The following is a 15,529-nucleotide window of genomic DNA, read 5'->3' on the forward strand; positions in this document are numbered from 1 at the left end:
AAACGATTTTTAGAGCGGCATCCGCTGCTGCGTTGTTCATTCGGAAAGTTCGGGAATCTTTTCTTTTAAGCTGTGCAAAAAATCTTTACCGCTTACGCCTTCGCTTAAGCACACAAAGATACAGTTGTCGCCTGCAATCGTCCCCAAAACGCCGTCTATATTAAAGCAATCCAAAGCTTCGGCAACCGTATTTGAATGTCCCGAATGGGTTTTTATAACCGCCATGTTTCCCGAACACTGAATCGATGTATAGCCGCGCAAAAAATCCCGCGCGTACAAGTGTTCGGGGCTTTGCGTTTTTTCTTCGCTCAGGGTGTACATATAGCCGCCGCTTCCGTCGGCCACCTTGCCGACCTTTAAAAGCTTGAGGTCTCTTGAAAGGGTTGCCTGTGTAACCGTATAGCCTTCTTGTTGTAAATGAATAAGCAGTTCTTCCTGCGATTCGATGCGGCGGTTTTTTATAAGAGTACGTATATTTTCCAAGCGGGTTAAACGGTTTTTCACATTTTTTCTCCGAATTCGTATTGTCGGCAAGACGCACCTTTATATTGTATAAATATGCGGTTTTTGTCAAGGATGAAAATTTTATTTGACAGAACCGATTTTACGATGTACAATAATTGTATTGGCAATTGTCATTCGTATATACGAATGACAAGGTGTACCGGGAGATTTTAAGTTACAATGCATAATCCCACTTTTCGTGTTATTTCGGTTTTGAATTTGATTTCAACTTCTAAAAGCGGTCTTACCTTGGCGGAGTGTTCCCGTTCTTTACATATGCCTTCCGGTACGCTGCACCCCATTTTACAAACGCTCTATAAAAATGCTTATTTGAATTATGACCGGTATTCGTGCCGCTATACCGTCGGGTTCCGCTTATTTTTTGCCGGCAGTAATTATGTTTCAAATGCGCCGCCCTACGAAAATGCGCAAAAAGTTTTAAAACGGATTGTGAATGCCTGCGGAGAAACGGCGCACTGGGGAGTATTGGAAGGTGCAGACGTATTGTATTTTGCAAAGGTCGATTCCAAAGAAACCGTCCGCATGTATTCCGCCGTAGGAAAAACCTTACCGGCCTATGCAACGGCTTTGGGAAAGGCTCTTTTATCGCGGTTTTCACTTGAGGATCTGAAGGTTTTGTACCCTGGAGGTTTGGAAGCATTGACCGAATCAACGGTAACGGATATTGCAAAATTATATGAACAACTTCAATCCGTAAAAAAATACGGATTTGCCTATGAATGGGAAGAATCAAACAAGCATATATGCTGTATTGCCGTTCCGGTTTTGATTGACGGTACCGTCGTTTCGGCTCTTTCGGTGGCTGTTCCGGTTTTTCGGTATACCGATGAAAAAAAAGAATGTATAAAAGCCTGTCTTGTACGCGCAGCCGATGAAGCGGTAAAAATAGTACCCTATCTTAATTTGTCGGGGAATTGATGTTGTGAGGAGAAATGTATGAAAAACGTGATGAGTGAAGATGTGTTACAACGGATAGTAAAAAGCGGTGTAGTTGCGGTTCTGCAAATCGATGAGGTTAAAAGTGCCGTTCCGGTCGCTCAAGCCCTTGTTGCAGGCGGTATAACCGCTATTGAATTGGCTCTACGGACGGATGCGGCCGAACCTTCAATTCCCCTGATTTGTAAGGAAGTGCCCGAAATGACCGTCGGTATAGGAACCGTTATTTTAAGCGGTCAGGCCAAACGCGTTAAAGAAGCGGGGGCGGCCTTTGCCGTCTCTCCGGGCTTAAATCCGGCGATCGTAAAAGAAGCCCAAAGCTGCGCCTTGGATTTCGCACCCGGTGTTGCAACCGCAAGTGATATCGAAGCCGCCTACGGTTTAGGCTGTACGTTTTTAAAACTCTTTCCGGCGGTTCCCCTCGGAGGGCTTTCGTATTTAAAAAGTGTTTCCGCCCCCTATAAGCATTTGGGCTTACAATATTTTCCCTTAGGCGGTGTCAGTGAAGAAAGTCTTGCAGACTTTGCAGCTTTGCCGGACGTTGCCGCTATAGGCGGTACATGGATAGCCTCGCGCGATTTAATCAATAAGGCAGCATGGGATGAAATAGAAAAGAGGGCAAAACGTGCCGTTGAAATTTGGAAAAAGGCAAAGGGGCAATAGCAGCCTCAAAAATGAATAGGAGATAGTTATGAGTAAAACAATAGTAAGTTTCGGTGAAATTATGATGCGCTTAAATCCCAAAGGTTTTAGACGCTTTGTACAGGCCGATGAAATGGAAATCAGTTATGCAGGCGGTGAGGCGAACGTTGCCGTTTCTTTGGCAAACTACGGGTACAATGCGCGCTATATAACAAAGCTGCCTGTAAACGATTTGGGGCAAAGCGCGCTCAATGGACTTCGGCATTTCGGTGTGGATACTTCATTCATTGTTCGCGGCGGAGAAAGGCTCGGTTTGTATTTTGTCGAAAAGGGTGCAAGCCAGAGAGCTTCAAAGGTTATCTACGACAGAAAAGATTCGGCTATCGCCCTTGCTTCGGCTTCGGACTTTGATTGGGAGCGCATTTTTGAAGGAGCCTCATGGTTTCATTTTACGGGAATTACGCCGGCCTTGGGAGGCGATATGCCCGCAGCCTGTCTTGCGGCATGTAAAAAGGCCAAAGAAAAGGGCTTAACCGTAAGCTGCGACCTTAATTACCGCAAAAAATTATGGACACGCGACGAGGCACAAAGGGTTATGTCTTCTTTAATGCCCTATGTGGATTTGTGTATTGCAAACGAAGAGGACGCTTCCGATGTATTCGGCATTAAAGCCGAAAATACCGATATAGACGGCGGAAAACTTGACAAAAAAGCTTATGTGAGCGTTGCACGGCAGCTTTGCAGTCAATTCGGCTGTAAAAAAACGGCAATTACCCTCAGAGGCAGTCTTTCGGCAAGCGTGAACGAGTGGGGAGGTATGCTCTACGACGGCAAGGAAGCTTTTTTTTCCAAAAACTACACGATTCAAATTGTAGACCGCGTCGGAGGCGGAGACTCGTTCGGAGCGGCCCTCATTTATGCGCTGCTTGAAAATTATGCGGGGCAGGAGGCAATCGAATTTGCCGTTGCCGCTTCCGCCCTCAAGCATACGATAGAACAGGATTTTAACCTTGTATCCGTTGATGAAGTAAAGGCGCTTGCCGCCGGAAACGCATCGGGCAGGGTTCAAAGATAAAACAATATTTTGGAGGTTATGTATGAAAAAAACACTGGTTTGTTTTTTTGCGGTTGCTGTTGCCGTTACGCTTTTTGCCGGCGGCGCTAAAGAAGGCGGAGCTTATCCGAACGGTCCTGTTTCGGTTATCGTTCCCTACGGTGCCGGAGGCGGCACCGACTCGGTAGGAAGAGCCCTTGTGGAAGCTGCAAAGGCTTCTTTCCCTGCGGGAATTGCAGTTGAAAACCGCACGGGAGGCGGAGGTTCGGTCGGCATGTCATACGGTCAACACGCGCGGCCCGACGGGCATATAATCACGATGATTACGGTTGAATTGGTAACCTTGCCTCATGCGGGAACCGGCGGCGATATCTCTTATGAAAAGTTTGCGCCCGTCATGATGGTTAACTCCGCATATTCCGCGATTACCGTTCCCGTAGATTCACCCTACAATACTCTTGCCGATTTGTTAAAAGCGGCAAAGGGAAAAGATATTCAAATAGGCAATTCCGGTATAGGCGCGATATGGCACTTGGCGGCAGTAGGCTTGGAACAGGCTGCAGGTGTAAAATTCACTCATATTCCCTTTGACGGCGCCGCTCCCGCAATTACATCTCTATTGGGTAAACACATAGATGCCGTATCGGTTTCGTATGCGGAAGTTGCTTCTCAAATACAAGCCGGAAAACTGAAGGCCCTTGCCGTTCTCGCACCGGAACGCTTACCTGCATGTCCAAATGTACCGACGGCAAAAGAATCCGGCTATAATATAGCAATCGGTACATGGCGCGGTTTGGGTGTTCCCGCCGCAACGCCCGGCGAAATCGTATCCAAACTTGAAACCGTTTTTATAAATGCGGCTAAGAGTGACGGTTTTAAAGCGTTTATGAAAAACACGAATAACGATATTGAATTATTAACCGGCGCTCAGTTTAAAGAAAAACTTGCAACCGATAATATGCTGTTTAAAAAGTTGATAGAGACGATAGGACTTTCGAAATAAGGTATTGCGGAAACCTCAAGCCGGTATTTTATCGGTTTGCGGTTTTTTGCAGGGAGAAGATTTATCATGAAAAAAGCCGATTTGATAACGGGCAGCGTTTTTGCGTTTTTTTCGCTTTTAGTGATTTCCGCATCATATCGTTTTCCCGTTGCAAAAGACGGGGTACCCGGTCCGGGTACCTGGCCTATTATTATCGCCGCAGTTATGCTTTTTGCAAGTATACTGATTATAGTACAGGGACTGAAAAACGCGCAAACAGAAGATAAGGCCGTCGATATAGCGTCGGCCGATTCAATCCGAGTCTATGTATCCATGGTTTCTCTTATCGCATATCTACTGTTGATGAATGTACTCGGTTTTGTTATCTCAACAATCATTATGCTCTTTTTATTTATTAAACGTTTGGGTAATTATAAATGGCATAAAACATTGTTTGTATCGGCTGTCGTAACGGCCGTCGTATACGGTGTTTTTAAATACGTATTAAAAGTTCCGTTTCGTTTCGGATTCTTATTGTAGGTGATTATGACAACTGAAAGTTTACTGCTTGTGTTTCAATTGCAAACATTATTATATATATTTCTCGGCGTTATGAGCGGAATTTGCATAGGTTGCTTACCGGGCTTAACCGCTACGATGGGCGTCGCATTGGTACTGCCCTTGACCTTCGGCATGGATGCCGTTCCGGCCATACTGCTGCTCATAGGAGTGTATGTCGGCGCGATATACGGCGGTTCAATTTCGGCTGTTTTATTAAATACACCGGGAACCCCCGCTTCGGCCGCTACAACTTTGGACGGCTATGAGATGGCACGGCGGGGGGAACCCGGCAGAGCTTTGGGCATTGCAACCCTGTCTTCGGCTTTCGGCGGTATAACAAGCTGTATTTTTTTGTTCTTTATTGCTCCGCAACTTGCAAAAATTTCACTCCGTTTCAGTTCGCCCGAATTTTTTATGTTGGCCGTTTTCGGCTTATGCATTATTTCAAGCATCTCCGGTAAATCAATGGCTAAGGGAATCGTATGCGGCTGTATAGGGATTCTTATTGCAACCATAGGGATAGACAGTATAACGGGGAAAATGCGTTTTACATTCAATAATATGAATCTGCTGAGCGGTATTAACTATATACCGGTAATGATAGGACTGTTTGCTATGAGCCAGGCTTTTATAGGTATAGAAGATATAGCTAAAAAGTCTAATATTATTTCACATATCTCCGGAGTATTGCCTAAAAAAGAAGATCTTAAAATAATAGGTAAAAGCGGTATTGGATTCGGTACGCTCGGTACTTTTATCGGCATTATTCCCGGAGCCGGAGCCGACATAGCCGCCTTTATTGCATACGGGCAGGCAAAAAATATGTCTAAAAACCCGGAAAGGTTCGGTTCGGGCATAGCCGAGGGAATTGCAGCCCCTGAAGCGGCCAATAACGGGGTAACCGGCGGAGCCCTTATTCCTATGCTTACTTTGGGAGTGCCCGGCGATGCCGTTGCCGCAATCATGATAGGAGCATTGACTGTACAGGGATTGCAGCCCGGTCCCTTACTGTTTCAAAATAATGCCCCTCTGGTATATGCCGTATTTATCGGATGTTTTATTGCAAATATATGCATGTTGATTTTAGGATTAAGCAGTATACGTTTGTTTACACGGGTACTTTCGGTTCCGAAAGCGGTATTGATTCCCGGTATTTTTGTATTGTGTGTCGTCGGTTCTTATGCGATGGCGAACAATATGTTTGATGTAGGCGTTATGCTCTTTTTCGGTATTGTAGGATATTTTTTTGATAAGGCCGAGATTCCCGCTTCGCCTGCCGTATTGGGATTGATTTTGGGGCCCATGGCGGAAAGTCATTTCAGGCGCGCTTTACTTATGAGCAAGGGAAGCTATGCCGTATTTTTTTCCACCGGCATTTGCCGATTCTTCCTTGCACTTATTATTTTATCCGTTGCATTTCCGTTTATCAAAAAACGTTTGGCATTGTTAAAACGTGCGGGTATCTGAAAATAATCTTGCCGCCGGAAACGCATCTGGCAGGGTGCAGCGGTAATTTTTGATCATTACGGGGCTGTCCGAAAACTTCGGTTTTCGGACAGCCTTTTTATTTTACCTGTACGCATAATATTTTTTCTTGACAATTCGGATTTCCGGTGCTAATATAAATATAATATTAAGAAAATATTAATTTTACGTTAAGGAGGAAGATGTGAAAAATCGTCTTTTTGTATTAATGACGGTGTTTGCCGTAACGGTGCCGCTGTTATTCTCATGTTCGGGTAAAAAGGATTCCGACGCAGCAAAGATGCGGGAATCGATGCAGACAATGACCCGGGAAGAGCTTATTGAAGCCGCAAAAAAAGAAGGGAAACTGGTTGTCTATTCGACTACTTCCCGTGTTTCGCTTGCCGCCGAGAATTTTGAAAAGCTCTACGGTATTAAGGTTGAAACGGCGAACTTAAAAGACGGCGAACTGGTAAAAAAAGTATCGTTGGAGGTAAGCGGTAAGGTCGCCGGAGCCGATATGGTTTTGTGTCAGGACGGTGCCCGTGTATACGGTGAATTGATAAATCTCGGCTACTTGGTAAACTATGTACCCTTTTCGCTTGCCGATCAAATTCCGCCGGAAAATCAAAATCCCTTGGTATTTCAATTTTGTGATAAAATCTTTGTCTTTAACAGCGAAAAATCGGAAGAACCTCCGGTAACCAATATTTGGCAGTTGACGGAACCCGAATGGAAGGGACGTATTCAATTTAAGAATCCGCCGCAGGAAGGTGTCAATTCCAATTTTTTAACCATGCTTACCAGCGATAAATGGGCCGCAAAAATTGCACAGGCTTATAAAGATTATTACGGAAAAGAAATTGTTTTAACAACCGAAAACGCCGGCTACGAATGGATGAAGGGCTTTTTCAATAATGCTGTTTTGGGAACGAGCGATTCGAATATTGCCGAAAATGTGGGAACTAAGGGACAAAAAGAACAGTTGATGGGCTTATTTGTTCTTTCAAAACTGCGCTATGCGGCGAAAAAGAATCTTGCTTTAGCTCCTATAAAAGAAATGCAGCCTTTTTCCGGATTTTATTATCCGATTTATGCTCAGCTTACGGCGAATGCACAAAACATCAATGCGGCAAAGTTGTTTATAGAATATCTTTTGACCGAAGAAGGCTTTGCACCTTGGAAATCCGATATAGGCTCTTATTCGGGTAATCCTCAAGTACCCTGTAACGAAGCGGATGAAGACATAAATTTTTGGGCAGCCCGTCTTGTGCGGGAAGAACCCCGATATTCTTATGAAAACCGCGCTAAAGTTGAAGAATTCGTCAATAATTTAATAAACTGAACCGTTCGATGGTAAATCGTGTCCGAATCCGTGTCAACAGGTACGGGGCGGGCACGATTTTTGAATACAATGTTTGACTGCGGCAATATACCGTTTAGCCGCTTAAAACATGCGTATCGCTTAAAAGTCAATTCTTCAAAATATTCAGAAGGAGGGCATATGCCGTGGCGAAACAATGTTAAAGCTTTTTTTAAAGAGCCGCAAAACATCATTCTCGTTATACTTTTTGCCGTATTATGTTTTTTAACCCTGGTACCCCTGGTTTCGTTGTTACGGGATACCTTTGTTGCACATCCGGCGGAATTGATGATGATAAAAAATGTAAAGGCCGGAGATTTTACCTTATTTCACTGGTATAAAATCTTTTTTGACGGAAAAAACAGCCGGAATTTATTTTACAGTCCTTTTTGGAATACGATAAAGGTTTCTTTGGGAAGCTGCGTGATCGCAATTCTCTTGGGCGGAGCGATGGCTTGGCTCGTTGCCCGTTCCAATATTCGTTTTAAACCGCTGATAAGTACGATTTTTGTGTTTCCGTATATTATGCCTGCATGGACTTTGGCGATGGCGTGGCTGAATTTTTTTCGTAATTCCTACATAGGCGGAAAATCGGGATTGTTTACCGCCTTTACCGGCATTGAAACGGCTAACTGGTTTGCTTACGGAGAATTTCCGATTATTATGGTAACGGGATTACATTACGCCCCCTTTGCCTATATTTTAATCGGCGGCATTTTGCAAAACATGGATGCCAATTTGGAAGAGGCGGCAATGCTTTTACATGCAAGCCGTTTTAAGATTTTGCGTAAAGTTACGTTTCCGATTGTGGTACCCGCCGTTTTTTCGGCTTTTTTGCTTACCTTTGCAAGTTCCATGAGCGCATTTGCCGTTCCCGCCTTTTTGGGAACTCCCGTGCGTTATTATGTGTTGACAACCCAATTATACCGCACGTTGAACGGCGTCAATCAGGGGTACGGTTACGTGATGACCCTTGTTATGCTTGCAGTCGGTTTGTGCATTTTGGCTTTTAATCAATGGTTTGTCGGTAAGCGCAAATCCTTTATTACGGTTACCGGAAAAAGTTCACAGGCTGCTTTGGTAAATCTGTATAAAGCGCGTATGCCCGTATCGATAATCGTATTGGTTTTGCTCCTTTTGATTGCGGTTTTACCCCTCGTTTCGTTTGCGGTAGAATCCTTTACAATGGAAACCGGAAATTATCATCCGTCGAATTTTACCGCGGTATTTTGGCTCGGAAAGGGAAGTCCCGATATTGCAAATGCTGAACCCGGTATTTTGCGCAATAAATATTTGTATCAGGGGCTATGGAACAGCGTCAAATTATCTCTGTGCTGTTCGTTTGTCGCGGGTACTTGCGGCGTATTGTGCGGTTATGCTGTCGTAAAAAAGCGCGGCAGCCGGTTGTCCGAGCTCGTAAACGGATTGGCCTTTTTTCCGTATCTAATGCCTGCAATGGCGTTCAGTGCGATTTATTTATCGATGTTCAGCAGGCAAAACGGTTTTATTCCTCCCTTATACGGAACCTTTTTGCTGTTGGTTATTATCGGCTCGGTAAAGTATCTTCCCTTTGCTTCCAGAGCGGGCGTCAATGCCATGTTACAGCTCAGTAATGAAATAGAGGAGGCGGCTCTTATCCAGGGAGTAGGCTGGTGGAAGCGTATGGTACGCATTATTTTCCCCATTCAAAGAACAAGCTTTCTTGCCGGTTATTTACTTCCCTTTATTTCATGCATGCGGGAGTTGTCGTTGTTTATTCTGCTTGTTACGCCTGCAAACCGAGTATTGACGACCATGCTGTTCCAGTATAACGAAAAAGGCTGGAGTCAGTATGCAAACGCGATTAATTTATTGATTATTATAGTGGTTCTGTTTTTTAATTTTGTTATAAATAAATTAACCGGAGCTTCTATAGATAAAGGAATAGGAGGAGCATAATATGTCCGATATTACGTTAAAAAATATAACAAAACGATTCGGTAAAAGCGTTGCCGTCGATAATTTGAATTTGACCATCAAAGACGGCGAATTTATAACTCTTTTGGGACCGTCCGGCTGCGGTAAAACCACAACCCTGCGCATGATTGCCGGTCTTGAAACGCCTACCGAAGGAGAAATTTGGCTTGACGATACATGTGTGTTTTCGGCCGAAAAAGGAATCAATGTAGCACCGCATAAACGGAACGTCGGCTTTTTGTTTCAAAATTATGCGTTGTGGCCTCATATGACCGTGTATCAAAATATCAGCTTCGGTTTGGAAAATTTAAAATGGCCGAAAGACCGCATTTCAAAAAAAATTGCCGAATTGATGAAAATGCTCAAAATCGAAGAATATGCCAAACGTTATCCGAGTGAACTTTCAGGCGGTCAACAGCAGCGTGTTGCAATCGCAAGAACTCTTGCCACGGAACCTAAGGTTTTGTTTATGGATGAGCCTTTGAGCAATTTGGACGCAAAACTGAGAATGGATATGCGCGCCGAATTAAAACGCCTGCATGTGGAAACGGGATCGACCTTTGTTTACGTAACGCACGATCAGTTGGAAGCGATGACCTTATCCACGAATATTTGCCTGATGAAAGACGGCGTATTGCAGCAGTATGCGCCGCCTTTAACGGTGTATCATTCTCCCGCCAATATGTTTACGGCCGATTTTGTCGGAAACCCGTCCATCAATATGATTGAAGGAAGCGCGTCAAACGTCAATTTAAATGAGATTAAAATTAAAGCCGACAGCTTGAATTTACTGTTTACCCCGGTTTCCAATGCGGTTTCGCTCCGAGACAATCACAGGGTGGTACTCGGTATCCGTCCCGAATATATACAAATAGAGGCGCAAAAGGGATTAAAAGCTCATATTTATTCCACATTGCCGTCGGGAATGGAAACCGTTGTAAAAGTACAATCGGAACACATGCTTTTAACCGGTGTTGTGTTCGGCGGTAAAGATTTCAGCGTCGGCTCGGAAACGAAGATAAACTTTGTCGGTGAAGGCTGCGTACTCTTTGATGCCGAAAGCCGGGAGTTTTTAGCATACGGCCGTTTGGAGGCCGCCGATTAAGGCTTCATCTTGTAATGCGGCGCTTACGTGCCGCGCCGTTCAACGGCTGAATAAGAGGCGCTTGTGGAAGAATCCGTAAAAAAAATATTAATCGTTGACGATGAAAAAGATATTGTCGAATGCCTCGATATGAATTTGAAAAAAAAGGGGTATGCGACGGTCTTTGCATATGACGGAACTCAAGCCGTAGTTGCGGCCCGCAGGGAAAAGCCGGATTGTATTCTTCTTGATATAATGCTTCCGCATATAGGCGGAATTGAAGTGTGCAGGCTGTTAAAGGCCGATGAAAGCACGGCTTTAATTCCCGTTATTATGCTTACCGCAAAAGGAGAAGAAGACGATAAAGTCGGCGGATTCGATGCCGGAGCGGACGATTATATTACCAAACCGTTCGGCTGGAAAGAATTATTTGCGCGTATCGATGCGGTGCTGCGCCGTTCCGCATCGGTATCCGCCGCGGCTGTGGCGAGCCTGAAGGAAAAAGATGAAGCGCTTTGTTTTCAGGTGCAGGATATAAGAATATATCCGGATAAACATATCGTTGAAAAAGATTCTCAGCGCATCAATCTTACCGCTACGGAATTTACCATTTTGCGGCTTTTGGCCGAACGGCACGGTAATATCGTAACAAGAAGCGAATTGTATGAAGCTTTGGGCATTGTTAAAAATGCCGGCGAACAGGTATGTTCGTTGGCTGTCCATTTTGCGAATTTGCGTAAAAAACTGGGGGACGATGCGCAAAACTGCCGTTATATAGAAACGGTGCGTAAAATCGGATTTAAAATAAATGACCGATATTGACCGCATAATAGCGGCGGGTTTTGTTTTTTTCGCCCTCATTTGTACCGTCTGCGTGCTGTGTTTTATTTTAGTGCATTTATATATGCATTTTAAAAACCGGATTGCAAAGCTCGAGAAAAAAAACGAAAAACTGCAAGGCGAATTACACGCAAAAGAAAAAAAACTGTCGGAGATTGGTGCGGCGGATAATGAGCGTTTTAATTATTTTAACGCCATCTTTACAACAATGAAAGACGGAATCGTCGTTTTGAGCGGTAACGGTGAACCTATTTTGGTGAATCCGGCGGCCCGGGATTTTTTACATATAGATAAACGTATATTCCTAAAAAACGATACATCGTTTTACGGTAATTTTTATGCCGAAACAAGTGCGCTGTGTATGAATGTGTATAAGACGGGCCGGGACGAGACTTTTGAATATTCCGTTGAGGATCGGTTTTTTTCCGTATCCGCATTCAGAATTTGCGACCGTTACAAACCGTCCGTTTATTTAGGCGTTTTGGCATTGATTTCGGATATTTCCGAAGCCCGCCGTGTTGAGCAAAGACGGAAGGAATTCGTAAGAGATGTTTCTCATGAGTTTCGTACCCCCATGACCTTAATTTCCGGTTATGCGCAAATGCTGCGTATGTGGGATGAAGTTACGCACGAAGAACGTACAAAAGCGCTTGATATAATTGAACAGGAAACAAAGCGCTTGAAAAAACTGGTGTCGGAACTGTTGACTCTTTCGGCTGCGGATAGAGGCGAAAATGAGGAAAAAACGGAAAGTACCTATGTCGATATTGAAGCGGTTATCGATCAAATTATATGGACTATGGAAGATGCCGCCGCCCGAAAAAGCATCAAGCTTATAAGCGATGTAAAGCTTGATTATCCGTTGCTGCGTGCAAACGAACAGTTTATGTATCAAATGCTTTTGAATCTGATAGATAATGCGGTTACATATAACAAAGAAGGCGGTTCGGTACATATTTGTGCATATAATAATACGGAAAAGGTTTTTATTACGGTAGCCGACACGGGAAAGGGCATGCGGGAAAAACACTGCAAACGTATCTTTGAACCTTTTTACAGAATAGATCAGGATCGCAATTCCGGAAGCGGCGGAACCGGTATCGGCTTATCGATTGTCGCCCGCATTGTGCAGCGCATGAAAGGCACTGTCAGTGTTAAAAGCGAACCGGAAAAAGGCTCTATCTTTTGTATCGAATTGCCGATTTGACGCAGCGTATCCGAGGAATAAAAAACATGTGTGGGAGAATGTATGCAAATTGAATTTACGGCCTTCGGGTTTAAATACGGAATCTTAGCCGAAGCGGACATTGTATTTGATGTACGCTGTTTGGAAAACCCCTTTTATGTCCCCGCTTTGCGCGATAAAACCGGTGAAGATAAGGAAGTACGCGATTTTATTATGTCTTTTCCCGAAACGGATGAAGTTTTAAAACGCATACGCGATTACTTGGAATATACGATTCCGCTTTATGAAAAAAAAGGAAAAGAACGTCTTGTTGTCGGCTTCGGCTGTACCGGCGGTCAGCACAGAAGCGTTACCTGCCTCTATGTGCTTCGCGACTGTTTTGCAGTTCAATATCCGCATATCCGTATAGGTATGCGCGATATGGAACGCAATCAAAAAGCTCTTGCACAAAAATAAATCAGCCCAGCTGTACGTAGGTTTTGCCCGTCCCGCCGTCTTGGGGAGGGGCAAAACAAAAGCTCTTTACATTCGGACTGGAGGCGAGGGTTTTATGTACTCCCTCTTGTAAGATACCGTCGCCCTTGCCGTGAATTACCGAAAACTCGTGCAAGCCGCGTATAGTGCATATGTCTATGTGCCTTTCAAGGGCCTTTATTGCATCTTCGAGCCGCATACCCAAAAGCCGCAGTTCAAAACTTGCGACTGCGGCCGAAGCACCGCAAACCGGCAGTGTGCCGGATGCGGCCTCTTTTTCGAGCGGGGCCAATTCAACCGAAAACGAAGGCGCTTGCGAAAGAGGGCTGGAGCTGCGTTCCTTTTGTACCGCCGCAGGGCGCAAATCCTCTTCTTTGCAGCTTATTTTCATCGAACCTGCCTGCACAATCCATTCGCCCTTTTTCCCCTTACCGACGATGAGGGCGCGCACCTTCGAATTTGCCGTATACACTTCCATGCCGACTTTAAAAACCGCCTGCCCCCGCTTTTTTGCAGGCGGAGAATCGGTTGTTTGGGTACGCTCTTTTTTCCATTCTCTTTGCTTTGTATCCAAATCCGCACTTTGGGCTTGAATGCTTTGTTCCAGTTCGGTTATAAAGTTTTTAACCTTCAGCGTTTTTTCACGCGTAATTTCGCCTTCGCGCAGTTGGCGTACCAGGTTTTCCAGCAGGCGGCGGTTTTCGCATAAAAACGTTTTATTTTGCTTTAATGTTTCTTCTTTCAGCTCTATTTCTTTTTGCTTCAATTCCAAATCGCGCGATCGGATTTTTTCGTCTTTTTTGTTTAAATCGATTTCTTTAAGGCGGCATTCCGCTTCGGCTTTTTCAAGGGCGGCGTATTTTTCGGTAAGACCGCGTATAAGGGCCGATATATCCGTTTGGCGGTTTTCAACATAGAGCCGTGCCCCCTGAATAATCTTTTCGCTTAATCCGCTTTTTTTCGCTATACTCAAGGCGCGGCTTTCTCCGGGAACCCCCATGAGAACGCGGTAGGTCGGCTGGAGATTTCCCTCATTAAATTCAACCGAAGCGTTTATGCAGTTTTTGTGGGTGTAACCGTAGTTTTTTAAAGAACCGTGATGGGTTGTTACGAGGACAAAGGCGTTTTTTTCAATCAACTCGTCCAATACCGCCATTGCGATAGCCGCCCCTTCCTGCGGGTCGGTGCCGTTGCCCAATTCGTCCAACACAATCAGGCTGTCCTTATCGGCCTTGTCGAGCATTTCGCCGACGTTTTTCATGTGAGCGCTGAAGGTCGATAGAGATTGGTCGATATTTTGTTCGTCTCCTATATCGGCAAAAAAAGATTTAAAAAAGGGCAGTCGGGTTCCGGCTTCGGCGGGAACGGGAATACCGCTTTGGTTTAAAAGAGCAAACAGGGCGAGCGTTTTTACCGCAACGGTTTTTCCGCCCGCGTTCGGCCCGGTGATAATGAGAACGCGGTGATTTTCACGGAATTCGATGTCTATAGGAACGGCCTTATCGTATAAAAGCGGGTGGCGTGCCTGAACAATGCGCAAAGGGTGATTTTTGTCCGCGTCTTCGGCAAAAATGCAGCGGTTTTCCATACCCCAAAGGGCGGCGGCGCGGCTTGTGTCAAGTTCGGTCATAAGACTGAGGGCTTTTTCAAAACTTTCGGTAAAGCGGGACAGTTCTGCGCTCAATGTCGTCAAAATCCGCCGTATTTCCTGTTCCAGCCTGAATTCTTCCCGAATCAATTCGTTGTTTTTTTGAACGACGTCGTGCGGCTCTATATAGAGGGTTTGCCCGGTTTGCGAAACTTCATGCACAATTCCTTTGATTTTGCCGCGGTAATCGGCCTTCAGTGCCAAGACCTGTCTTCCCGCACGCAGTACGGGAAGATTCGACTGTAAGGCGTTTTGCAGGCGGTCGTTAGTTGTATAGCTTTTTATAAGCTGTTCTATGCTGCGCCTGATTGACTGAATTGAAGAGCGGATTTCCTGCAATTCTTTGAGGTTTCTCAGCTTTCCCGATGAATCGATGATGCGGAATATTGCCGCCGAAGCTTCGCTCAAATCGGGTAATAAAGAGGCGGTTTCGCTTAAAGCTTCGATGCCCGACGGCAGTTTTTCTTCGGTTTTGGCGGTGAAAAAGTTTTTTACTTCCATAACGGAGCGGCAAAATAAGCCGAGCGCATATATGCTTTCAATCGGCAATACCGCGTTAAGGGTTTTAAGCGTGCCGAATACTTCCCGTACCGGCGGGCGCGGCGTAAGTACAGTGTCCGTACCCGCATTGATTAATTTTGTCCACGCCATACCGCGCGCTTTTACCCTGTCCGCCTCAAGTTTATCCGTAAAGGGAAGGCGTTCCGCAAGGCTTTTTTTCCCTTCTTCGGTAAGGCAAAAGGAAGAAACGCTTTCGCATATGCGTGTATAATCAAGCTGTATCAGTGTTTTTATATTCATAGTTTTTTCTTCA

14 protein-coding genes are annotated in these 15,529 nt (G+C 44.9%); 12 read left to right on the forward strand and 2 right to left on the reverse strand.

All coding sequences use genetic code 11. The features are described from left to right. Positions 1-36 precede the first annotated feature (36 nt). Positions 37-504, reverse strand: coding sequence for an arginine repressor (locus V1L52_RS03150; protein WP_428770851.1), 468 nt, complete (start codon positions 502-504; stop codon positions 37-39). A gap of 180 nt (positions 505-684) precedes the next feature. Here V1L52_RS03150 and V1L52_RS03155 point away from each other — a divergent pair, with 180 nt between their 5' ends. From V1L52_RS03155 to V1L52_RS03210, 12 genes are all read left to right on the forward strand, one after another. Next, complete coding sequence (locus V1L52_RS03155; protein ID WP_428770852.1) at positions 685-1,443, forward strand: IclR family transcriptional regulator; 759 nt, start codon at positions 685-687, stop codon at positions 1,441-1,443. Positions 1,444-1,461: 18 nt separating this feature from the next. After that, positions 1,462-2,124: a bifunctional 4-hydroxy-2-oxoglutarate aldolase/2-dehydro-3-deoxy-phosphogluconate aldolase gene (locus tag V1L52_RS03160; protein ID WP_428770853.1), complete on the forward strand. Its 663-nt coding sequence runs from the start codon at positions 1,462-1,464 to the stop codon at positions 2,122-2,124. Positions 2,125-2,152: 28 nt separating this feature from the next. Continuing rightward, entirely contained in the window at positions 2,153-3,178 is a 1,026-nt protein-coding gene (locus V1L52_RS03165) for a PfkB family carbohydrate kinase (RefSeq protein WP_428770854.1), read from the forward strand. A gap of 22 nt (positions 3,179-3,200) precedes the next feature. Further along, positions 3,201-4,160, forward strand: a complete 960-nt coding sequence (locus V1L52_RS03170; RefSeq protein ID WP_428770855.1) for a tripartite tricarboxylate transporter substrate binding protein — start codon at positions 3,201-3,203, stop codon at positions 4,158-4,160. A 66-nt stretch (positions 4,161-4,226) separates the two neighbouring features. Next, positions 4,227-4,679, forward strand: coding sequence for a tripartite tricarboxylate transporter TctB family protein (locus V1L52_RS03175; RefSeq protein ID WP_428770856.1), 453 nt, complete (start codon positions 4,227-4,229; stop codon positions 4,677-4,679). Positions 4,680-4,751: 72 nt separating this feature from the next. Next, the gene (locus V1L52_RS03180; RefSeq protein ID WP_428770857.1) at positions 4,752-6,167 is read left to right on the forward strand and encodes a tripartite tricarboxylate transporter permease; all 1,416 of its coding nucleotides are present in this window, start codon (positions 4,752-4,754) and stop codon (positions 6,165-6,167) included. A 202-nt stretch (positions 6,168-6,369) separates the two neighbouring features. Continuing rightward, the gene (locus V1L52_RS03185) at positions 6,370-7,509 is read left to right on the forward strand and encodes an ABC transporter substrate-binding protein (RefSeq protein ID WP_428770858.1); all 1,140 of its coding nucleotides are present in this window, start codon (positions 6,370-6,372) and stop codon (positions 7,507-7,509) included. A gap of 159 nt (positions 7,510-7,668) precedes the next feature. Next, the gene (locus V1L52_RS03190; protein ID WP_428770859.1) at positions 7,669-9,465 is read left to right on the forward strand and encodes an ABC transporter permease; all 1,797 of its coding nucleotides are present in this window, start codon (positions 7,669-7,671) and stop codon (positions 9,463-9,465) included. A gap of 1 nt (position 9,466) precedes the next feature. Continuing rightward, complete coding sequence (locus V1L52_RS03195; protein WP_428770860.1) at positions 9,467-10,588, forward strand: ABC transporter ATP-binding protein; 1,122 nt, start codon at positions 9,467-9,469, stop codon at positions 10,586-10,588. A gap of 63 nt (positions 10,589-10,651) precedes the next feature. After that, positions 10,652-11,389: a response regulator transcription factor gene (locus tag V1L52_RS03200; protein WP_428770861.1), complete on the forward strand. Its 738-nt coding sequence runs from the start codon at positions 10,652-10,654 to the stop codon at positions 11,387-11,389. Continuing rightward, positions 11,376-12,614 (forward strand): ATP-binding protein, encoded by a 1,239-nt coding sequence (locus V1L52_RS03205; protein ID WP_428770862.1) that lies wholly within the window; start codon positions 11,376-11,378, stop codon positions 12,612-12,614. The genes V1L52_RS03200 and V1L52_RS03205 overlap by 14 nt, the downstream gene beginning before the upstream one ends. 42 nt (positions 12,615-12,656) lie before the next feature. Continuing rightward, positions 12,657-13,049, forward strand: a complete 393-nt coding sequence (locus V1L52_RS03210) for a RapZ C-terminal domain-containing protein (RefSeq protein WP_428770863.1) — start codon at positions 12,657-12,659, stop codon at positions 13,047-13,049. Position 13,050: 1 nt separating this feature from the next. Here V1L52_RS03210 and V1L52_RS03215 read toward each other — a convergent pair whose 3' ends face one another. Then, on the reverse strand, positions 13,051-15,516 hold the full coding sequence (locus tag V1L52_RS03215; protein ID WP_428770864.1) for an endonuclease MutS2: 2,466 nt from the start codon (positions 15,514-15,516) through the stop codon (positions 13,051-13,053). Positions 15,517-15,529: the final 13 nt, after the last annotated feature.

Origin of the sequence: Treponema sp. HNW (genome assembly GCF_050320395.1) — a bacterium.
Classification (GTDB): Bacteria; Spirochaetota; Spirochaetia; order Treponematales; family Treponemataceae; genus Treponema_C.